The organism is Wolbachia endosymbiont of Oryzaephilus surinamensis, assembly GCF_025617515.1.
In the GTDB taxonomy this organism is placed as follows: Bacteria; Pseudomonadota; Alphaproteobacteria; order Rickettsiales; family Anaplasmataceae; genus Wolbachia.
The window spans coordinates 1,428,514-1,451,405 of sequence record NZ_CP092526.1 but is presented as its reverse complement, the minus strand read 5'-3'; the positions used below and the strand labels follow the sequence as shown (position 1 = coordinate 1,451,405).

The 22,892-nt window shown below is 34.4% G+C and carries 16 protein-coding genes, 1 tRNA gene and 1 pseudogene; 11 read left to right on the top strand and 7 right to left on the bottom strand.

Annotated features, from left to right (window positions below; all coding sequences use genetic code 11):
* The first annotated feature begins 41 nt into the window (after positions 1-41).
* Together MJ631_RS06725 and MJ631_RS06720 are read left to right on the top strand one after the other, a co-directional pair.
* Positions 42-1,217, top strand: coding sequence for a phage portal protein (locus MJ631_RS06725; protein WP_214303221.1), 1,176 nt, complete (start codon positions 42-44; stop codon positions 1,215-1,217).
* A 53-nt stretch (positions 1,218-1,270) separates the two neighbouring features.
* Positions 1,271-1,816, top strand: coding sequence for an ankyrin repeat domain-containing protein (locus MJ631_RS06720; protein ID WP_007302070.1), 546 nt, complete (start codon positions 1,271-1,273; stop codon positions 1,814-1,816).
* Between the two features lie 144 nt (positions 1,817-1,960).
* Here MJ631_RS06720 and MJ631_RS06710 read toward each other — a convergent pair.
* The 3 genes and pseudogenes from MJ631_RS06710 to murJ form a co-directional block, all read right to left on the bottom strand.
* Positions 1,961-2,909 (bottom strand): annotated as a pseudogene (locus tag MJ631_RS06710) (IS5 family transposase).
* A gap of 232 nt (positions 2,910-3,141) precedes the next feature.
* Positions 3,142-5,631, bottom strand: coding sequence for an AsmA family protein (locus MJ631_RS06705; RefSeq protein WP_007302069.1), 2,490 nt, complete (start codon positions 5,629-5,631; stop codon positions 3,142-3,144).
* A gap of 375 nt (positions 5,632-6,006) precedes the next feature.
* On the bottom strand, positions 6,007-7,503 hold the full coding sequence (gene murJ, locus MJ631_RS06700) for a murein biosynthesis integral membrane protein MurJ (RefSeq protein ID WP_026097235.1): 1,497 nt from the start codon (positions 7,501-7,503) through the stop codon (positions 6,007-6,009).
* A 131-nt stretch (positions 7,504-7,634) separates the two neighbouring features.
* Here murJ and MJ631_RS06695 point away from each other — a divergent pair.
* From MJ631_RS06695 to MJ631_RS06655, 9 genes are all read left to right on the top strand, one after another.
* Positions 7,635-7,710 (top strand) — tRNA-His (locus tag MJ631_RS06695).
* A 147-nt stretch (positions 7,711-7,857) separates the two neighbouring features.
* Complete coding sequence (locus tag MJ631_RS06690; RefSeq protein WP_007302066.1) at positions 7,858-8,388, top strand: hypothetical protein; 531 nt, start codon at positions 7,858-7,860, stop codon at positions 8,386-8,388.
* A gap of 89 nt (positions 8,389-8,477) precedes the next feature.
* Positions 8,478-10,526 (top strand): tRNA uridine-5-carboxymethylaminomethyl(34) synthesis enzyme MnmG, encoded by a 2,049-nt coding sequence (gene mnmG, locus MJ631_RS06685; RefSeq protein ID WP_007302065.1) that lies wholly within the window; start codon positions 8,478-8,480, stop codon positions 10,524-10,526.
* Between the two features lies 1 nt (position 10,527).
* Positions 10,528-12,324, top strand: a complete 1,797-nt coding sequence (locus MJ631_RS06680) for an aminopeptidase P family protein (protein ID WP_012481871.1) — start codon at positions 10,528-10,530, stop codon at positions 12,322-12,324.
* 94 nt (positions 12,325-12,418) lie between these two features.
* Complete coding sequence (locus MJ631_RS06675) at positions 12,419-12,784, top strand: hypothetical protein (protein WP_006014880.1); 366 nt, start codon at positions 12,419-12,421, stop codon at positions 12,782-12,784.
* 97 nt (positions 12,785-12,881) lie between these two features.
* Complete coding sequence (locus tag MJ631_RS06670; RefSeq protein ID WP_052264810.1) at positions 12,882-13,526, top strand: alpha/beta hydrolase; 645 nt, start codon at positions 12,882-12,884, stop codon at positions 13,524-13,526.
* A 5-nt stretch (positions 13,527-13,531) separates the two neighbouring features.
* Positions 13,532-14,311 carry an SDR family oxidoreductase gene (locus MJ631_RS06665; RefSeq protein WP_213863966.1) on the top strand — a complete coding sequence of 260 codons (780 nt, stop codon included), beginning with the start codon at positions 13,532-13,534 and terminating at the stop codon, positions 14,309-14,311.
* A gap of 90 nt (positions 14,312-14,401) precedes the next feature.
* The gene (locus tag MJ631_RS06660; protein ID WP_214303222.1) at positions 14,402-15,475 is read left to right on the top strand and encodes an ankyrin repeat domain-containing protein; all 1,074 of its coding nucleotides are present in this window, start codon (positions 14,402-14,404) and stop codon (positions 15,473-15,475) included.
* A 43-nt stretch (positions 15,476-15,518) separates the two neighbouring features.
* Positions 15,519-15,674: a hypothetical protein gene (locus tag MJ631_RS06655; RefSeq protein ID WP_019078673.1), complete on the top strand. Its 156-nt coding sequence runs from the start codon at positions 15,519-15,521 to the stop codon at positions 15,672-15,674.
* 45 nt (positions 15,675-15,719) lie between these two features.
* Here MJ631_RS06655 and MJ631_RS06650 read toward each other — a convergent pair whose 3' ends face one another.
* From MJ631_RS06650 to MJ631_RS06635, 4 genes are all read right to left on the bottom strand, one after another.
* Positions 15,720-18,584, bottom strand: a complete 2,865-nt coding sequence (locus MJ631_RS06650; RefSeq protein ID WP_262986289.1) for a hypothetical protein — start codon at positions 18,582-18,584, stop codon at positions 15,720-15,722.
* Positions 18,565-20,919, bottom strand: coding sequence for a VirB4 family type IV secretion/conjugal transfer ATPase (locus MJ631_RS06645; RefSeq protein WP_007302059.1), 2,355 nt, complete (start codon positions 20,917-20,919; stop codon positions 18,565-18,567). The genes MJ631_RS06650 and MJ631_RS06645 overlap by 20 nt, the downstream gene beginning before the upstream one ends.
* A gap of 51 nt (positions 20,920-20,970) precedes the next feature.
* Entirely contained in the window at positions 20,971-21,336 is a 366-nt protein-coding gene (locus tag MJ631_RS06640) for a hypothetical protein (protein ID WP_007302058.1), read from the bottom strand.
* Between the two features lie 104 nt (positions 21,337-21,440).
* Positions 21,441-22,802 (bottom strand): DUF350 domain-containing protein, encoded by a 1,362-nt coding sequence (locus MJ631_RS06635; protein WP_149168655.1) that lies wholly within the window; start codon positions 22,800-22,802, stop codon positions 21,441-21,443.
* Positions 22,803-22,892 lie beyond the last annotated feature (90 nt).

The window sequence follows — 22,892 nt, the reverse complement described above, 5'->3', positions numbered from 1 at the left end:
CTACAATTTCAAATTTTTAACAAAATTTTCAGGAGGCACATATGAATTTTAACATTTTTCAAAGAAAGAAAAGCAGTGAATACTCTGCTTTGCAACTAATGATGGAACCAAGTTGGAGTAGGCGTGATTATGTAAGTTTTGCTGAGGAAGGTTACATAAAAAATGTTATTGCCTTTCGAGCAATTAATATGATCGCAAGTGCTGCATCTTCGGTACCTTTTACTCTCTGCCAGCTTACTGACCAGGGAAAATCACAACTAAAAGCGCATCCATTACTGAAGTTACTTTATTCTCCTAATCCAATGACATCAAAATCGGAATTTATTGAAGGGATTGTGACTTATCGATTAGTTAATGGCAATTCTTATGTATTGATGATTGAGGCGCAGAACAAACCAACAGAGCTTTATCTTCTGCGCCCTGATAGGGTTGAAATTATTCCAGGGAGAAGTAACGTTCCTTATGCCTATCGTTATACCGTAAATAACAACAGTTATGACTTTAAAGTTGATAAATTGACTGGGCGTTCAACAGTACTGCATCTTAAAACCTTTAACCCTTTGAATGATTGGTATGGACTTTCACCAATTGAGGCAGCTGCATATAGTATAGATCAGCATAATCAGGCTGGTGCTTGGAATCAGGCAATGCTGCAAAATGGAGCAAGACCAAGTGGTGCAATAGTTGTGAAATCAGAAAAGGATGGAAGCGTTGGAAACTTAAGTCAAGAGCAGTACCAACGCTTAAAAGCGCAGATAAATGATCATTACTCAGGTCCTGTCAACGCTGGAAGACCGATATTACTTGAAGGAGGTTTAGAGTGGAAGGAAATGAGCTTATCACCGAGGGATATGGATTTTATTGAGTCAAAACATAGCTCAGCTCGTGATATTGCGCTAGCTTTTGGCGTTCCGCCGCAGTTGCTTGGCATACCGGGTGATAACACTTACAGTAATTTAGTTGAAGCACGTCTTTCCCTTTGGGAACAGACGATTTTACCAACGCTAGAAAATATTATCTGTCACCTGAATTCTTGGCTAGTGCCCAAGTTTGGCAAAGATTTATGTTTGTCATATGATAAAGACGCGATAGAAATTCTAATGGAGAAAAGACAAAAGATGTGGAAATACGTGCAAAACGCAAGCTTCATGACGCTCAATGAAAAAAGAGAAGCTTTTGGCTTGCAACCGTTACCCGGTGGTGATAAGTTGAATTGATGTTTATATAGTATAGATATTTATACTAAGCTGTAAGAAATTAGAGGTATTTTATGTATCAAGAACAAGAAAATTCAGTAAGTAATTCTCGATTGACTCTTCCTCATATGGAATTATCGTTGAGAGCCAAACAAGATACTAATCCAACAGATAATGAAGGTCTTGTCCCTTTACATTATGCTGCTTGCGGAAATCGCTTAGAGCAAGTGAAATTATTGCTTAAAAACGGAGCAAATGTTAATGCATTGGATAATTATGGTTTTACTCCTTTACATTATGCTGCTTCCATAAATTGTAAAGAGGAGGTGGAATTATTGCTTAAAAACGGAGCAGATATTGATGTAAGAAATCATTTCGGTGCTACTCCTTTATATTTAGCTGTTCAGGGAGGCCATGAGAATGTGGTAAAATTATTGCTTAAAAACGGAGCAAATATTAATATAGCAGATAATTCTAGCAAGACTGTTTTACATTTATCTGTTCTCAAAGGCCACACAGAGATAACAAAGTTATTGCTTGGAGATATGGAGACTCCAAGTACAAGCTGCATCGATATAAGCATTGAAGAGTTACAAGTAACTAGTAAGTCTTATTATTAGAGGGTAGATGAAGTTTACTATCTCCTAAATCGTATCTGTTCAGATTCATGTGAAATCAGTCCTTTTTTTCTTGTCATGAAAGTAGCTGACACTGGGATGGCTTTGTTGCACAGCTCTTCGGATAGTGGGTAATGTATAATAAATTCATGAAGCTATATCAAACTTAGCCATGCCTATTTCAGTAAATTTGTTAAGCAAATAACACTTGAGTAGCAGTTCCTTCTCACGATTAATCTCAGATTTATTCCTAAAACTAAATCCAAATATTTGCTTCAGTCGCGAGAAAAAACTTTCTATATAAGATCTCTTCCAATAATTTATCTCTTTTTTCCACCTCTTCATACCATCTTCATCATATGACTTTATGAGCTTGATTGTAGAATTTCTCTCATTCATATAATCCAACTTTGGATGCTCTACTGCATTATTTTGCGGAGGAATCCTTGTCTTTATGTCAAGCTCATCGCACAGTTTGTATAACTTCTTTCGATCTATCTGCATATATCGTGCTTATGTTATACTTGGTATCCACTCTTTCAATAAGATCACAGGCTCCATAGTGGTCGGAATAAACTCCACTACTGTATTTTGCAGCTATAACTTTTTTACTACCTATCTCTAGCATTACATGTAGCTTTCTTGTTTGCTCATAGCGGCGATACTTTCTATCTGTACCATTTGCCTTACTATGGCCTGGAATATTATTGTAGATGCTGATACCTGTACTATCTATAGCAATTTCAATATCTTCCATATCGTTCTTATCAACTCTGCAGTCGTTGATTTTGATATTAAGCTTTTTAAACCTTCTTGAAGCCTGCGAATAGCTGATAATTTGCAAAATTTTCCCTATTTGCTCAAGATATTTCTCTATAAATCCCACTGTTTGCCTAAGACCAATCCTGAATAGATAGGTTATTATGTGAATTAGAATCACTACTTTGTCGCTGTAGACATTGTTGCCACCTGCTACTTTTGGACTATTTTCGTACCAATTTTCAATGGCATCGTTGATATAATGAAAAACATTTCCCCTTTCTTGAAGAAATTTGTTATATTCATTGCAGTTACTGACTTTCATTCTTATTGGCATATTTTTCCTTTGTCGGCTAAATATCTATTTTATAACAAATTCCATCAGTAACTGCCTGTTCTTTCCTTGAGTGGTGCAACAAAGCCCACTGGGATCCAGTTTGACGAAAGCGCTCTACAACGTTTTTTGTGAAAAAGCCAGTGTCAGGCACTGACCATTTGTTGCTACGTTTTTGTCTATCTTATTTTGCCACCCTGCTGAACGGATACCCTAAATCATGTAGCTAAATGAGTTAACTATTTTTCTTGCTAACTAAGGTGTTGTAAATTTGGTCTACATCAAAACTCATCTTAGGGCACCAAATAGGGCCATCTAAGTGTGCCTCGATATAAAGAGGACTATTATGATTTGGTAGTATGAAAAAGAGTCTGAATATAGAAGTTAAGGAGAACTTAGATAAGATTAAATTAGAAGAGATAGAACCTGATGCTTGATCGATACTAAACTGTGAACTAGTTGAACATACACCACTGTTAATACTTACTTTTCCATTAATATTTTCAAAAAGCGTACTGCCATTATATATATCAACGTAAGCAAGCTTGGAAATTTCAGGTTTATTCTTACTGCTTAACAACTTAGTGATGAATGAATTAAAATCCACATTTGTAAACTCTATTTTCTGTGCTTGAAAGTTTACATTTCCTGATAAGTTACTAGCCCAATCATCAAAGCTTGTCCCTTGAGTTTTGATTTCACCACTTAAGCTTATCTTGCCATTTATGTTATTAACTCCTATAACTTCCTTGGTGTCCAAATTTGCAATAGAAAATTTTATGTGAATTGAGCCTGCTTTTAGATAACCCTGAAAAAACATTTGTCCATGTTCTAGTATGTAACTTATCTTTTTGATAGTGATAGTGCTGTTTCTTATCACTGTATCCAAGTTAAAATCTTTTAAGACGTTTTGCCCAATTTTAAATTCTGTAGTTTTGATTTGCACGTTTGCATCAAAATCTCCTTTCTCATCTAAAAAATTAAGCTGCTTTGTTGACCATTGAATTTGATTTATTTCATTTCTTGAGTTTCTTTTTACCTCTAATAGTTTTGGTAATTTAAAGATATTTCCATTAAATTTATTACCTGTAAGGTTTACGTCTAATAAAGGCTTAGTGTATTTTTGATCCACTAATATTTTTACACTACCGGTAATGTCGAAATTTTCTCCGAATAACTTTATTTTATCTGCAACTAGCTTGTTCTCTTGTATTTTTAATGAAAAATCCAAATCTTCAATTTTTGTACCATTGAATATAGAATCTTTAACACTAGTTCTTATATTTACATCATATTTAATATTTTTCAGCCATTGCACTTTGCTGAATAATGAATAATCATATTTATCTATATTAATGTTATGTATGCTAAATTTACTATCGATCATATTGTGTTTTTTTGTGTGATTTACCTTAATTGATCCTTGCCAAGATTCTTTGTTATTTAGCAATCTGATATCTGAAAGAGATAATATTCTAGGTGCTAAATATAGTTTAGAACTTGCTGTAAATTGACTTTTCTCTCTTTCTTGCATCTTGATAGAAGGTAAAATATGTGAAATGAACGACTCACCCTTTATCAATATATCACCATTAAATTCAGACAAGTTGCCATTGTTTGAAACTTTTCCTGATAAGCGAGATATATTATTGGTTCCAGGAAACTGAAGAAGAGTATCAACGTTTATTTCGCCATTAGCAAATTTTAGCGTAGCATGAAATTTGTCCAATATCCTGTTTTGATATTGAATATTTGAAGCTTCCATATTAAAATCCAAGCTCAGGTTCTTTGGCACAACCTCTCTAAAAGATTCTAAAAGACCCTTCATATCTGTTGTTTTGTGTGAGCCGTTTTTTAGGTCGACTTTACTAAAACTAATATTGATATTAGTATGATCACTTTTTCTATCATTTTGTATTATACCAGTGCCTTGCATGCTTTTGGACTCAATTTTTAAATCAGTTGCCGTAAACTCGCTTTCATTGAGATTGATATTGGATGATATCTCAATATTTTCGCTGGGAATCACATAAGAAAGGAAGCTAAGATTAATGATTTTTGCCAAGCCGCTCATAGAATCAGAATTATTATTAATCGTCAATACTAAATTGCCCTTGAGCTCTTCTTGATTTCTATTACCTTTAAATAGCAAATTTGCAAAATTTGAATCAACACTAATGTGTACATTATTTTTTGTGACATTAACCTTTCCAGAAAAATCGTAATTGTTGTCACCAATCTGTACTTCACCAAAAAACTGCTTATTTTTTTTTATAGCAACTTCCTTGATATTAATAGTATCGGCGTTAAAACTTATTTGGCTGTCCTTTATTAATATATCAACTATATTATCATTGGCTTTCGTATTTATAATATTAAGTAAATTTTCTTTGTTGCTTTTCATGCCCAAAAATGAGATTGACTTTGGTTGCAATGAAAATGAAAACAACGATGGCCTTATTTCAATTTTTTTTGCACTAATTAAATCTGATAATTTTTGCTCCTTGTTTTTGTTGTATTGTACATATACATTGTGAATAGTAAGTTTTGGAGTAATGAGCGAAACTTCAATTTTTCCTCCAACATGTACTTTAGCATCATACGTCTTCTCTAACTCTTTTACGATATATTCTCTGTAGCCACTCCAATCCTTAAAAGTTGCAGCAACGTGCATGAGAATTAATAGCAACGAGATTGATAATATGGCGTATAAAGAAAGTTTCATAATAGACCTCTCATTCCAGCATCCCTTCTCTTCTTGTCATCCCAGTTTGGGATCCAGGAAATTTGATTAGACATTAAGTTAATTAGCAAAAAAGTAGCTATTCTTATGTTAAAGCACAGCATTTTTACATGAGAAGCTGGTCTGATGAGCACTGGGTTCCCAGTGGAAATTGCTCTCAAACCACAACACTTATACAGTTGTGTGTGTGACACTGTGATCCAGTGTGACTTAAATAAGGTTTTCCAGATTATATAATCAACAAAATTTCTGGATCCCAGTGCTTGACACTGGGATGACAGGAATAGGTTATGGGATGAAAGAAGTGGATATTGGAATAGTAGCTGAAATGACATATAGCAATACAAAGGGTGTAATTTACACATATTTCAAATTATTCAAATTTCCTCTAAAAATCAGGTAAAGAGTGCTAGAATAAATAATAACACTCAAAGCTATTAAAGTTACTAAATAAACAATACGAGCTAGCCCTCTATCGAAAAACAACCCTGCTGATAAGTAATTAGAGAGATAAAGAACTATTGACATAACCAATGTTGCAGTGAGAATTTTTACAATATTTAGTAATAATGCTTGGCTAAGCTTATACATCTTATTTATTGTTAAATAATTAATCAATAAAATAGAATTTATCCAAGTGGAAATGGAAGTAGCAATAGCAATTCCTATATGTTGGTATTTGTTCATTAATAGGAGATTTAGTATTACGTTAATTCCAAGGCACGTTAATGAGAACATAGTTGGTATTTTTAGCTTTCCCCTAGCAAAGAATGTGGGTAGCAATACTTTATTTATAATAAATGCGGGTAAAGAAAGAGAAAATGCTACTAATGTAGGAACAGTTTGCTGCACTGCATAATAATCAAATCGGCCGTAAGAAAAAAGCGTAAGTAAAATCATGTCAGGAATAATGATAAAAGCAGCAGTTATTGGCATAATTAATATTAACCCTATATTAAGGGCCTTGTTCTGTATTTTGACTATATTCTCAGTATCATTTATTCGTTTTGAAATCATAGGAAGAAGTACTGTACCAATTGCAGTGCCAATTACTCCTTGCGGTAGTTGATTTAGTCTATCGGCATAATATATATAAGAAACTGCATTTGGTATAAAACTCGCCATGATTGTGTCAATCCATACACTTATTTGTATTACACAATTGTTGATAATTGCAGGTATTACACGCTTGAAAAACAACTTCACTTCGTTACTTAATTCTAAACTAAAAGAAAAGAAAGCCTTTAATTTGTATGCACTAAATATTATTAAAAGTAGCTGCAAAATCCCTCCAATCAGGACGGCTATAGAAAGGTTATGAGCCGGTGTTTCAATGTAAGGTAAAAACAAACTGATGATTAAACAGAGGTTCAAAATGATTGGTGAAATAGCTGTTGAAGCAAAATGCTGTTTTACTTGCAACATTCCACCAATAAGTGATGCGATTGACACGAAGATTATGTAGGGCATCATAATTTTCGACAAAGTTACAGTAAAGGTAAATTTATTTTGGTCAAATCCAGGAGTGAAGATTTTGATCATGTAAGGGAAGAAGGTTTGTGTGATAAGGCAAAAAATTACTAGAATAATAAACGTAATGGATATTACACTACTTGCGAAATTAAATGCCTTTTTATTATCATATGACTCTGCAGAGTATAATGGTATGAATGAGGTAGTAAATGCCCCCTCTGCAAAAAACGATCGAAATAAATTAGCAAAGCGAAACGAGGAAAAGAATATATCTGCAAGAGAGGTTGCACCAATAACCGTAGCAATCAATACATCTCTTATTAGCCCTGAGATTCTTGAAATAGCTGTAAAAAAACTAAATGTGAAAATACTTTTAAACATATCATGGTGTCAATACGATTGAGTATAATGATAAAAGCATGAATGAAAATATTTAAAACCCTCTGCAAAAGGAGGTAACTTAAATAATTAATTGACTATTTGTGCTCGTATGTTAAAAATTTTATATCTTGGCGGGCGTAGCTCAGTTGGTAGAGCGTCAGTTTGTGGTACTGAATGTCGCCAGTTCAATCCTGGTCGCTCGCCCCACTCAAAATTTTCACTTTACATAAATATAAACATTAGATATTTTTGCACGGCCGTTAGCATTCCTTGTTGCTCTAGTATTTAGATGGTGGAGGGGAAGTTTGCAATTTAGAGTAAAAATGATGCCTATTAATTAGTGAGAGGGATTGTATGTATATTTGTTTGTTAGCTTATAGTATAGTGTCAGCACTAGGAATATTAGCTTGGTGGTTGAGTTTTGACACTTCATCACCTTTAGCCATAGGTGCAATTGCTGGTTCTATGGCTCTAGCATTGATTGCGGTTTTGCACGTAGGATGTTTGCTATATAAGTTTTGCAAAAGAGATCCTATTGAGGAAGATCATGGAAAAATAGCAATTTTTTTGGGTATGGCTATACCTATAAGTACTATGATTGGGGCAGTGCTTAATGCAAGTGTGATTGCTGTTCTTCCTAACCCAGTAGTAACAGTGATTATCTTAGTAAGTGCAATAACAGGGCTAATAGCAACAATTATGGGGGTTTATGTAGCCACATCTTTAGTGCATTGTGCAGATGAAGCAGCAATTACATTTGCAGCAAGTGCAACTTCGATTACAGATTCTACATTTGTTAGAATATCTCAGGAAGAAGAAGTGGATGAGCGTATTACCTCTCCTACAGTTGAAAAAGTTTCTTCTGTAAAAGAGACGATAATTTGAGCTAAGTTAGTTTGTAACACTGGAATCTGTAAAATTTGACATCAATCACTGATAGTTGGAATATTATAGATTAGGAATTACTCAAGAAGATGCATAAGTACGACGTAGTGGTAGTAGGTGGCGGTCATGCCGGGTGTGAAGCAGCTACAGCTGCAGCACGTCTTGGTGCAAGCACGCTACTTATAACTCACAAAATTTCAACTATAGGAGAGATGTCTTGTAATCCAGCAATTGGAGGAGTTGCAAAGGGTGTTGTAGTTAGAGAAGTAGACGCCCTTGATGGAATAATGGGGAGAGCTATCGACCGAGCAAGCATACACTCGGTCGTTTTAAATGGCAGCAGAGGCGCAGCAGTATGGGGCCCACGTGCACAAGCAGACCGAAAATTATACAAAAAAGCAATACAGGAAATTATTCTAAATTATAACAACTTGACAGTAAAAGAAGAGTCAGTTGACGATTTTCTTATCGAAAGTGATAGCAATGGAGAATCTTATATAAAAGCTGTAATAACAGACTCAGGTGAACGTATACTGACAAGCAGAGTTGTTTTGACTACAGGGACTTTTTTACGTGGTGTGATTCATATAGGAGAGCAAACAACTCCTTCTGGAAGAATAGGAGATAAACCTGCAATAGAGCTTGCAAACACGCTAAAGAAGTATGATTTTAAACTGGGCAGGTTACGTACCGGAACTCCACCGAGGCTTGATCGTGGCACTATAAACTGGTCGGTATTACAAGAACAAGTGGGTGACAATCCACCTACACCATTTTCTTATCTTACAGAGAAAATTAACCAGCCTCAGGTTTCATGTTTTATTACTCATACTAATGAACATACACACAGAGTAATTCGAGAGAATCTTCACAGATCAGCTTCTTCATATTTAGATAACGTTATTGCACCAAGATACTGCCCATCAATTGAAACTAAAGTTAAAAAATTTGCAGAAAAAAATAATCACCAAATATTTCTAGAACCAGAAGGGATTGATGATAACACTATATATCCAAATGGAATTTCAAATTCATTGCCCATCGAAGTGCAGTATGAAATGATAAAGAGTATAAAAGGGCTTGAAAATGCAGAAATATTAAGACCTGGATATGCAGTTGAATACGATTATATCGATCCACGAGAGCTATTTCATACTCTCGAAACTAAGAAAGTTAAAGGACTATATTTTGCTGGTCAAATTAATGGTACCACTGGATATGAAGAAGCAGCTGGGCAGGGAATTATTGCCGGAATCAATGCAGCACTCTCTTTATCTCAAAAAAGTTTTGTTCTTCATCGTACAGACTCATATATCGGTGTAATGATAGACGACTTGGTCACTAAGGGAATTACCGAGCCTTACAGATTATTTACCTCGCGTGCAGAATATAGACTGGCAATCAGGTCAGATAATGCAGATAGAAGATTGACACAAAAAGGTTATGACATCTCTCTTGTGTCGCATGAGAGATACTCTGTTTTGCAGGGTAAACTTAAATCCATTAAGCAACTTGAGGAGAAATTAGAGAGCCTAACAATTACTCCTGAGCAGCTCAGGTCCTATGGCATTAAAATATCTTATGATGGAATAAGAAAAACAGCATTAGATTTGCTCGGTTATCCAAATATTGACTGGAATAAATTACGAGAAATATGGCCAGAGTTAAACATGGGTTCCAGTGTCAGCTACTTGCATAACGCCAAAGCACCTCTTCCTGTCATCCAAGTAGCTGACACTGGGATCCAGTACTTGAATGATGATGGAATGGATGCAGTTGACACTGAAAAAAATGTAGATTCCAGCGTCATGTGCTGGAATAACACTATAACTGATAGCATAGCCAAGAATGAAATATATGAAGCAGTTGCAATTGAAGCAAAATACAAGCCTTATTTAGTAAGACAAGAAGCAGATATGAAGTTTCTACAAGAGGAAGTTAATACTCAAATTCCAACTAATTTCAACTACTCACAGATTAAAGGCTTGTCAACTGAAGTGATAGAAAAGTTGCAGTCAATAAAGCCAGCAACAATTGGTATTGCGAAGCAAATACAAGGTATCACTCCAGCAGCGATAGTTAGCATATTAGTGTACCTTAGGAATAAGAAAACGAAAATAGCTGCTAATTCTGCGTAACATGTCAAAAATCGAAGAATTTCGCTCTTTTATGCACGAAATAAATGTTGATACATTTATGTTGAATACTAAAGACGAGTATTTAAATGAATATTCAAAAGAGTTAGCAGAGTTATGTGGCTTCACGGGAACAAATGGGCTACTTATCGTTACAAAGAGTAATAAGTGCCCATTTTTTACAGATGGACGCTATATCACACAAGCTCGCAGTCAGCTCGATCAGGGCAGTTTTCGAGTATATAATATACAAGAAGAGGATCCACACAAATGGGTAAAAGCAAACTTAACATTGACTACCTCACTGGGTTACTATCCGCAATATTTTACTATGAAGGACATAAGAAAATATGAAGGCATTTGTAAACTAGTACCATACTTAATTAAAAAAGATAGTAGTCATAAAGCACAAACAATAGTCTCACATGTATCTGGTGAGAGTGGTAAGGATAAATGTGAAAGAGTAGCTAAAAACATAGAGGCTGAAGCAGTGCTTCTGACTGATCCAAATTCAATTTCGTGGTTATTAAATTTAAGAAATGAAAGTTCTGAATATACTCCTTGTATATTGGGTCGTGCTATATTGTATAAAAATGCCAATGTTGATTTATTTATTCAAGATAAAGAACATTCAACTATAGAAGCAAATTTTGATAACCATATAAATGTTTTTGATATTAGTGAGCTAGAAAATTCACTACATAAGTTAAATTTGGTGGTGATAGATCCAAGCACGACTCCAATGAGCATTATGAATGCAATAGATCCCTTGTATAACCATTATTTAAATGAAAAATCAGCTTCGGTGTCATTCCAGTGCTTGACCAGAAATAAAAAAGCATGGATCCCAGTGTCAAGAACTGGGATGACAATAAGTAATGAAAGAGGTCTAATAGAAAATAAGCAGATAATTGAGAAGGAGGATCCTTGTTTGATTCACAAAGCAGTAAAAAATCAAACTGAAATAACTGGAGCTATAAGTGCGCACATCAAAGATGGAGTAGCAGTTATAAATTTTCTATATTGGCTTGAAAACAATATTGACAGTGAAATTACTGAGCTTGAAGCTGAAGAAAAAGTTTTAGAATACAGAAAAGAGCAGAATTTGTTTAAGCAACCGAGTTTTCCAACAATTTCAGCATTCAACGAGAATGGAGCAATCATTCATTACCGTGCAAGCAATAAGACAAATAAAGTCATTCAAGAAGATGGGCTGTATTTAATTGACTCTGGTGGTCAGTACCTTGATGGCACAACCGATGTTACAAGAACTATAGCAATTGGTAGTCCAACCAATGAGCAACGAGCTCACTACACAATAGTATTAAAAGCTCACATTGCGATAGCAAGTGCGGTCTTTCCTTCTGGCACTACTGGTGGAGAATTGGACATATTAGCGCGTATACATTTATGGAAATTTGGAATGGATTACATGCACGGTACAGGACATGGAGTAGGAAGTTACCTTTCGGTACACGAAGGACCGCAAGCAATATCAAGAGGAAATAAAGTGGAACTCATTCCAGGCATGATACTTTCTAACGAGCCTGGTTATTATATTCCAGGAAAGTATGGAATAAGAATTGAGAATCTGATGTATATTGAAAGGCGAGAAAACGTCTTTTTAAGCTTTAAACAATTGACCTCTGTTCCTTATGATAAAAAGCTAATAGATATACAAATGCTTACTGAAGATGAAGTTAAATGGATAAATAGCTATCACCAATTTGTTTATAAAAATATAGAAAATGGCATAAAAGATAAGGAATGGTTAAAGAGAGTATGTGAACCTTTAAAATAGTTAATTTGTCATTTAATCAAGTATTAATATAGTTGTTCTTGTATTGTTTTTAATTAAAAACAATATATAATATTAGTTTCAAATAGGTGTAATTATGACAGATAAAGTGCAAGATGATGAATTTATGAAGCAGTACATGGATACTTGCAAAGAGCAAATAGAAAAATTGGCAAGCGACCCTAATTTGCTTCAACAGACCTTAAAGCCATTCATGCAAATGTCTCAGCAACTTATGGCTGGCGGTATGCTAGAAGGAAATATGCCTAGCATGATACCTGATATGGGTGGTATGGATATCAACAAGATGATTGCTCAGATGAAGGAAATGTATGATTACATAAAGAGTAATCACAAAGAGCTCATGAGAAAAGATGCTTCACAAATTCAAGAGCTTGATGATTCCAGCAGAAGATTGAGAGGCTTGGTCAAGAAATTGATAGAGAAAGTTGAAGCTAAGTAGTATTTATTCATATCAAAGAGCTATAGCAGTAGTGAGGTCTTGTTCCTCAAATTTAGTATTACCATAGAGTTAAATATAAACATAAAGGGATGAAGAGATGATTGAACTTAAAAGCCAAGAAATTTGCCCAAATGGAAATAAGAAAAACTTGATTATTTTTTTTCATGGTTGGGGCTCAAGTGGCGATAATTTCGTGCATCTTGCTAAAGTTATGAGCAAGTTTTTGCCTGATTCATGTTTTGTGGTACCGAATGCTCCGTTTGAGAGGGAAATAGGTGATGGTTATCAGTGGTTTAGTTTAGAGGATCGTAGTGAAGAAGCACTATATAATGGGGTGAAAAATGCTGCATCAATTGTAAATCATTTTATTGATACAAAATTAAAGGAGCTTAATTTAAAAGATACTCAGCTTTCTTTAGTTGGATTTTCTCAAGGGGCAATGCTTGCAATACATGTGGCTCTTACCCGGCTTCAGTCTTGTGCATCGGTTGTTGCATATTCTGGTAGGTTTCTTTCACCTTCAAAAATTGCACCGGAGATCAAATCAAAACCCAGCATATGTGTTATTCATGGTGAAGCTGATGATGTGGTACCTTTTTCTTCCCTTGATTTAGCGGTTAAAGCTCTGAAAGAAAATGGAGTAAACGCTCAAGGATACCCAATTCATGGATTAGGCCATATTATTAATGAAGAAGGAATAAGGTTAGGGGTTGAGTTTATCAAGAAAAATTTTGGAAATTAATTTCCATGCACTTGTTTTGCTTTGGTTACGGATATGTAGCTAAATTTCTATCGAAAAAATTGCTAAATTTAGGCTGGAAAGTTAACGGTACATCAAGAAATAAAGATATACAACTTTTTGATTATGAAAAGGTTGATCAAGATCTGCTTAAAAGCGTAACACATGTTTTAGTTTCTATTCCTCCAGACGGCGATGATGTTATGGAGAGATACGGTCATTGTCTGGAGAATATTAAATGGCTTGGTTATCTGTCTGCAACTAATGTTTATGGTGACCACTGTGGTAATTGGGTGAATGAGGAATCTGAAACAAAGCCTATAGAAATTAGAGGAGAAAAGCGCCTTGAGTCTGAAAAGAAGTGGCTAAGTAGCAAATTGCCTGTACATATTTTTCGTTTGGCTGGGATATATGGTCCTGGTAGAAATGCGCTAATTGACCTGCAGCTTGGCAAAGCAAGAAATGTGAAAAAAATTTTTTCTCGTGTTCATGTTGAAGATATATCGAATATTTTATTTTCTTCCATGCAAAATATAAAGCCTTATGAGATATACAATTGTGCAGATGATTTACCTGCTACGCAATCTGAAGTGGTCACGTATGCAGCCGAGCTTCTCAATATTAGCCCTCCAGAGCCAGTTGAGATTTCTTCCGTACCAAATTACGCACGGGGTTTTTATTTAGGGTCAAAAAAAGTAAGCAATACTAAAATTAAAAAAGACCTTGGTGTCTCTCTAGTTTATCCTGATTACAAGGTGGGTTTAAAGAGTTTGTATATATCAGAATAGAGAAAATAGATTGCCAGATGCAAAAATTTTTCTTGAATGTTCCTTGTTTTGATGTAATACCACTAGGCATACTATTATATAGAGGTAAATATGTTCAGCACTCAATCGCTCCCGGTTGAAAATATTCTATTACATCAAGCCGCTTATAATGGTAACATAAATGAAGTTAGGTTATTACTTAATGTAAAAACTGATATCAATATCAAGGATAAAAAAGGATTTACAGCCTTGCATTTTGCTGTTTATTCAGGACATTTAGACGTAGTAAAGTTACTAATCAGTAAAGAAGCTAATATTCATGCAAGAACTACTAAAGGCAGTACAGTTTTACACTTTGCTGTTGTAGCTAAAAGCAAAGCTATAGTAGAGGAGTTAATTAAAGCGGGAGCTGATCCCAATATAAAAGACTGTACTGATGGTAAGACACCTTTACATATTGCTGCTCAAAATGGACTTGTAGAAGTTGTAAAGGTGTTACTTAATACTCAAGAAATTGAGATTGATGCTAAAGACAATGAATTTGGTATAACAGCTCTGTACTTAGCCTCTCAGAACGGACATACTGAAATAGTTGAACTATTAATTAGCACAAAAAATGCTGATGTTAACATAGTAGATAAAAAAAATAATGTCACACCCTTGTATCTAGCTGCTCAGAATGGGCATGCAGCAGTAGTTAAGTTGCTTCTTGATAATGGTGCTAAAGTCAATGGCTGTGATACCAGTATGAATCCTTTGTGTGTAGCTATTGATAATGGCCATGACGAGGTAGCTCAATTATTACTTAGTGTAGAAGGGGTGGATGTCAATATTGGCAATCAGCTTGGCAATACACCTCTACATATAGCAGCTATGAAAGGTAATGAAAAAATGGCAAGATTACTGCTAGAAAAAGGTGCTGATCCTAATATTAAAAACCTTTCAGGAGATACTTCCTTACAAGCTGCTGAATACGTAAGAAAAATTAGCTGGCATGATAATCCTCCAAATGTACAAGGAGGATTCTTCGTGTTAGTTGGCTCGAATGGAATATATTCATTTCAGCAATTTTATGAGCAAAAAAAAATTATGGAGCTTTTGTCACAACATGTGAAGAACAACAAACCTAGCTCATCAGTAGATAAAATTGACGTATCTGTTCAGCAGAGTAGCAAAATAAGATAGATGAGAAAACTAGTTTGTGACATTGGCGTCCAGTTAAATTTACATGGATTCCAGTGTCAGCTACTCGAATGACATTATGGAAGCTGTGATGACAAGGAAGGAAGCACTAGAAAGAAATGGTGTCACGCACTGGGATGACATTATGGGAACTGAGATACAAGAAAAGAAACACTGGTTTGACATGCATCTGTCTCAGTGATGTAAATTCGACTTTACCCCATTTGCAACCATCAGGGTTCTTTGACTATAGACCTAACAATTCTTTTCTAATTTCTTCTTTAATTGTATCAATAATCTTTTGATCAAGTTTATTTATTAAGGAATCATCAATACCTGTGATGTCATCTGGATTTTGTATCATTTTTTCAATAGCATCATCTATTTTTTTTACTCTTTTTTCATTAATTTCCTCAAATATAGGTTTAATTTTCACATAACCAGGAGCGCCCTTGCTATAACTTTTGCTGCTTTCGTTGATACAACCACCAGCACCATATGTTTTATTCACGTAGTTTTTACTACATTTTGTTACATCTTTATACCCAATCTCACCATTTTCTATATATGCTATTTTATTATCTTTACTAGAGTTTAGCTTGTCCCCTTTCTTAATTTCTTCTTTTAATTTTAAACTTTGTTCATGAATTATTGTATCTTTGTAATTCTTTCCCCCATAGGTTCTGTATGTACCTCCGCCTGCAACAGTAATTAAATCTTTACAAATTGTTTCTGAAGAGTCTCTGCACATTTTTATTAAAGTTGGTCCCCCATCCTTGTTAGATTTATCATTTTCTTGTCCACCACCTCCTTCTGTTACTTTTACTTTAATATATGGATAACTAGGGTTGACTCTCAGTTTAGCTTTAATGTAATCACCTGGCATTCCTAGTCTACTTACAGTAGACTGAGCTTTACCATCTATATGACCAGCTTCACCACCTCCCCATGCTTCTATTTCAACGTAATCATACATTGACAGATCATCTGTAGAGCCATCTCCAAGCTCATAAAGTTTTTGATCCCTGTTTTCAATAATCTGCTTCTTATGTTTCAATTGTGCTATTATTATTTCACGTAATCTCTTTTTTAAACCCTCTAAATCGAACCTACACAATTTATCAGCATAAAAAACTTCTGTTCTATTTGCTTTAATCGGTTGATTTTTTAATTGTGTGCACTTTTGTATTTCACCTTTCTCGTTTTTTACTGTTTTACCATCCTTATCCTTGCAATCCACTTCCTCATATCTTAAGTAAAATAGTTTATCATTCTTATCTACATACTGTGTTGAGCGACTACATACTCCATCAAAGCAGAGGCAACCATCATCACCGTGATTACAGTTTTTTTCTTCATACTTTCCATCTGTTAACTCATATACTATTTTGCATTTGTCACAATTTTGTTTTGTATCTACCTCTTTATCCTTTTTTTCCATGCAGTTATCTCTAGACTTATTTTCAGCAGGAATGGAAATATATCCTTTTTTATTAAATATTATTTCATTCAGTGCATCTTGTGGCTTTGCTAAAACCTCAATTGTTTCGTTACAGGGAAAATAATAAAGCTGATCAGACTCCTTTGAATAAACAGTATTGTATTTATTGTATCTTGCCCCCATTGATTTTAGCGATATTAGCTTACTTTCTTTTTTAAGAACAAACTCCTCTGGTTCTGGTTGCCACCCAGAAAGGCAGAGCATTTTACTTTTAGAATTTTCTTTATATTTTATTTCTACTTTTGGATATCCTGAGCCATCTAGTTTGCACTTACCATTCTGAAGCTCTTTACATTCTGTTTCAATATCGGGAACATATCCATATTTTTCTAGAACTTCAAATTGCGAATTATTTTTTAATATACCTTCTATTACGCTATCGATGTCGCTTTTACTGTTACTGCTATCAGTTGTTTTTGCCACTATTGCTGGCTTTACTACTTTTAAAGGTAGATGGCCAACATATGTAGGAGAATTTTTATTAACATAAAAAGTACAGATGCCATTACTGTGAGTTCCACGTGCGTCATAAGTACAAACGTTCTCACTCATCTTCATTTTTACTTTTAGCGTATTTTCGCCTTTACCCTCATTAGGCTTTGGTATGCTCACTTCTTCAATCTTTGGAGCAGGTGGCGCTGGGAAGCAGCGAGCAGGAAATTGTAATTTTCTTTCGGACTCTTCTTCCTCAGTACCATAGTATTCAGCGCAGAGCTGACCTTTTTTTCTATAAGTTTTAAAGTGATGGTGGGTATCTTTATCTGGAATAGAGTATGTAGCACTTTGAATGTTTTTATTACTTGAAATAACGCGTGGAAAAGGTAGCTCTCTTCTTTCCTTCAGCTCACCAATAATGACTCCAACTCTTGGATGGAAATAATCATTTTCTTCATTTGTTATAGGAACAATTCTAACTTGTGGTGGTGACATCGCAAGTTGTTCACAAAATGCAGGTGGGCCAGGTGCAAGTTGCACAGGGGCACACTTTACTTTTGTTTGATAGCATGTATCACAAACTTTTTCCATCTCTCCAGGACGAAAAATATTTTCCCCAGAAAATACTCTAGAGCCCCATGAAGAAATTCCTGACATACAAGCCCCTTTTTGACTACAAGCACATATCTTAGGAGAATTAGCAAATTTTACTTTTTCTTCATCAGTAACACCATCTGCCCATTCCCATCCAAGACCTTGGGCAATTTCTCCTCCAGCTTTTGTTTTATCTCCTTCCCAATCTATAAAAGCTGCTGCAGAAACTCCAGCTCCTGTACTCTGCGTTCCATATATCTGGCGGCAGAATGTTCCACTGGATAATATATAACAGTTGTCGTTCCCTTCGTAATCGCAGACCTTAATCTTTGGATCGAAGTAACCTTCTGGTCCCTGATTATTTACTGCTGTAACTTTAATAAATTGCAATAATTTTTCGTCAAAATCTAAATCGCTCCACTTGCCTTTAAAAAAATTCGCAATACCTTTTCCTGCTTTACTTCCTGTAGCTTCAATTTCAGTATTACTTTTTACAAATGTTGGACAATCAGCATATCCTTGATAAGAAAGACAAAATATCAAGGAGAATATCAATAAAAAATTAAGCTTTACATTTTTCATAGAACGCCGGTAACCACTTACTCACTTTTTCGCCTTTTTCCTTTATTGCTTCATACATATACTTTATAGTCTCTTTATTAGCTGAAAGTACATGTATTTCTTTCATATTCTTCAAATCTAGATTTAAAGTTACTAAACCTTTGTATTGCTTTATCAAAAATAAACCTTCCTGTGTTGGTGTTTGCAAAATAACATTCAGTTCCTCTTTCGACAGAGAAAATGCTTTCATGTATAACCTGTTTGCATTTATGTTCGGCATCAGGATTCTCGTATCGACATGCTTATCTAAATATTGAGTAAACTTGCTAGCAAATGCTAGGTTTAAGTTTTCAGTACTTAGAATTACTACAACATTTAACTTTGTCATTCTTTGCATCCAGTCGTCAAACTCTCCCTCTGTAGGAAAAATATTACTTATCTCCCATGCTTCATCCAAAACAAGTATTGCAGGTGAGCCATCACATTTTGCTTCGAAAGAGTATAAGAAATAGTAAAGTATCACGGACATACATTCTTTTTGCTTAGTGAGATTTGCAGTATTGAGGGATATAGTTTTTGTTCCCCAGTCAATGTCTGACTCATCACCATCTTGGAATAAGTAAGCAAATTCACCTTCACCACACCATTTACTTATTTTGCCTCCAAGAAGTAAAAGCACTTCAGAAATTTGAGAAATAGATCGCGATTCTCTTGGTATAGCAAATATAGAATCTACAATTTTTTTTGTCTTTTCTTCTACGTCTACCAAACTTGCATCTGCAACCATCCTTTTGATCAATTCAACAAGCATATTGCGATTAGAAGCACTATCTTCAATGTTCAGTGGGTTAAATTTTAGACTTTTATCTTTATATTTTGGATCAATTATGTAATATTGGCCGCTTACTGCTTTAGTAAATATTATTGATTTTCCAGTATTATCCAATATAACAATCCTAGGGTTAAATTTTCTTGATTCCGAAAGTAAGAAATTGATCAGTGAGGTTCTACCTGAATTTGGAGCTCCAAGTATTGTGGTATGACCATTATTTTTCTTTCCATGAAAGTTAAAAAAGTAAGGACTGCCTTTTTTTGAAAAAAAAACTGTTACTGCTTCTTTCCATCTTCCTCCTTTTAACGTACCTGATGTAAAATCATGCAACATAGCAAAGCTGCAAGCATATTTTTCTAATATATTTTTTGGTTGTGTAACAAAAGCAAAGTTTCCAGGAAGCTGTGCCCAAAAATGATTTTCCATGTGCAGATCAGTCCTAAACATCATCAACCCGATTAACGACATTACAGAGGATAAATCACTGATATTTTTAGCTAACCTATTCTTATCATCTGCAAAGATTGTAACAATAATTTTCTGTTGACAAAAATCCATAGCAGAAATTTTTTCAAGCTCTATTATTTCATTTATTCCTGAGTTTTGAAGTAAGGTATTGTCCTCACTGATTTGCAGTATATTAATTTGTTTTTTGAATTCTTTTACTGCTTTATTATTACTAGTAAATATTATTATTTCTGTGATGATAAGCTCAGAGTCAAGTTGCAAACACCTATCTATATTTTCTAAGGGGATTTCTCGATATTCCTTTATGCAAAAAATAGAACCAAACTTCTGTTGACCTTCAAACGATGTTTGAAATTTATTGAAACCAAAAGCTACTTTTAAATTTTTAACATGCTGCGATAGATCCCTTTCACATATTGGATAATCTTTGTGCGTTAATGTAATAATGTAATGGAGAAATTCCATCATTTGAGAATATATTTTGCCTTCACTAGACCTAAGGCCCAGTTTTTTAGCTCCAAAAGGTTCTAAATCTTTTTGAATCAGGTCAGTTATTTTTTGTAATTCTTGATGATTTTTTTGTAAAAATAACTTGTGCCTATTCTTTATCCTGCCAAAAAAAAATGCATTATTAATATGTTTGCCAAAATCACTAAGTAACACCACAATGTATAACTCATTTATATACTGTAGTTTACTATCAACTAGTTTATTAAACCACGTTGAGTGTAGCTGATCGGAAAAGTCTGAAGTTTTATTCCACTGTAAGCTCAGTTTATTGCGCTTACGGACAGTGTGAATCCAAACGGTAAAATATAAACTCTTGATATTTTTTGATATACTTTTTCTAATTTCAGTTCTAAGATCACCATAGTTATCAACTGAAGAATAGTCTTCTAATTTGATTATTTTTAATAATTCCCCCTGTTTTGTTAGTATAGTTTCTTCATCGTAGTGGCAAGCATAAGGGATAAAATCTAAATTAATACTTTCTAGTAACGCTAAATTGTTCTTTTTTTCAGAATTAGATCTAGTGGCTGGTACTTTTGGTTGCATACAATATCATGCGTATTCAATAAAAAGATAATAAAGAATCATCTATCTTACTTAATCCTTATCTTCTTTTTTGTTATTGGATTGTAACTGTATGTCCTTTGCAAAGTTGAATTTTTCTTTCAGGTAATCTGTTGCCTTTTCTGTGCTTCCAAACATCATGATCAGTACGCCAAATATTATCATGAAAAAAATTAGGCCTCTGAACACTACTGCAAGTATCACTGTAGCTATACATAACCCTATAATTGTCGAAGGATTCATATTTTCTACAGTATCTTTAACTGAAAATGAAGAAATAAGTTCTTTCAACGTTCCTGGTATATTTTTCAATTCATCACTTGCTTTGCTAGAACATGACATGAAGATAAAACTTAACAGGGCTACAATAGCAAAAACTCTACCCAATTGAATACGCATCAGCTAAATACCTTTAAGATACTCCTCAAATGTAACAATTTTTACATCAATAGGCAAGAACCGAATTCACTTGCTCACCATAAGTAACTCATATTTAACTTTTATCACCGTGTTAGCTCTTTATTATCAACAAGAGGACTCACACTAATGGATGTCAATTTACTTGACAGAAAGTTTGAACACAATTCAGCAGCAGCTGCTGTAGCAAACACCGCAGCCACCACAAACAGTCCTGCTCCTACTAATCCTGATGTCATTGCTCCTGCAACAATGCACCCTATTGCTAAGAGAGCAGAACTTGTTACAAGTGCGACGTGAAGATTTTTGTTTTTACTATTATTTTCATAATTATTGGATTGCATTGTATCTTTTACCTTACTGCCTGTCACTGAGATCACACAATGAGGCCCTTCTTCAGTCTTCTTATAATGTTTAGAAGGGGATATTCTTCCGCTTGGGCCTTTGGGCCTTGTTTTGTTCGGATGTGCTAATTTTGTTTTTCCTTCATCTTCTAGTTGCAAACTATTATCTTTCTCAGCAGGGTTTAATTTTAAGTGTACACTTTCCTCAGATGAAATGCTTGTTACTGAAGTTAAGCTGTTCCTTCTGCTACTTGATGCCAAGCTAGATGAATTTATTCCACTATCTAAGTCACTGCTACTACTGAGTTTAGAAGTATTTGCACCGCTTGGCACTTCTACAGCATTCACAGTTATATTAGGCTTTTCATTTTTTAAATCTTTACTATCAATCGAAAGATCAGATTGACTATTCAATTGTGATTGTGCGATCTCCTTTCTTGCTTGCGATTGTTTTGATGTAGGATGTGCTGAAGCACCATAATAACCTGAATTTCTCAAGGTATTGTATTTTCCAGGGGTTCCTTTTCCACTTACACCCTTAGCTAAAGAATCCTTTTCCAGAGGATTAATACCTGAATTTTTGGGAATTTCAACTTCACCAGAAAGACTTTTTTTGTTAAATAGTTCCATAGTATTATTTTGTCTATTTGCTTGATTACTTCTAAGACTTTTCTGATTTTGAATAGTGCTACTAGAATGATCTTTGTCACTACTTTTATTAGTAATCCCTGTAATCTCTAAAATTATTTCTAATATTTTTCCTCTTCTTGTTGGTGATCTTTGTGATGATTTTTCTTCATTGTTAAGTACTGAAGATTTCATTAATTCCTCTGACTCTATCACTTTTGTTTTCAATGCTGGAAGGAAGTTGTCAATATAATATTTATAATATTCTTCTTGTTTTCTCAATGACTTTTCTAATTCAATTAATACGTTGGGATCAGCTCCTTTGTTAAACAACTCTATGCATTTTGCGATAGTTCCATCTCCCTTTTTTAGATTTCCATGATTATGTGTTTTTTTTGTGACCTTTTTGTATATAGCATTGTACAATTGTTGATTAATATCTTCACTCTTCTGATGTTTTGCAAAACGACTTAGCATAACATTTCTCCATACATAACAAAATGTATGAATACCTCTTTAGCGTTAATTTTACATTAAAACTGGGCAGTTATGCCTTATTGCGGATAA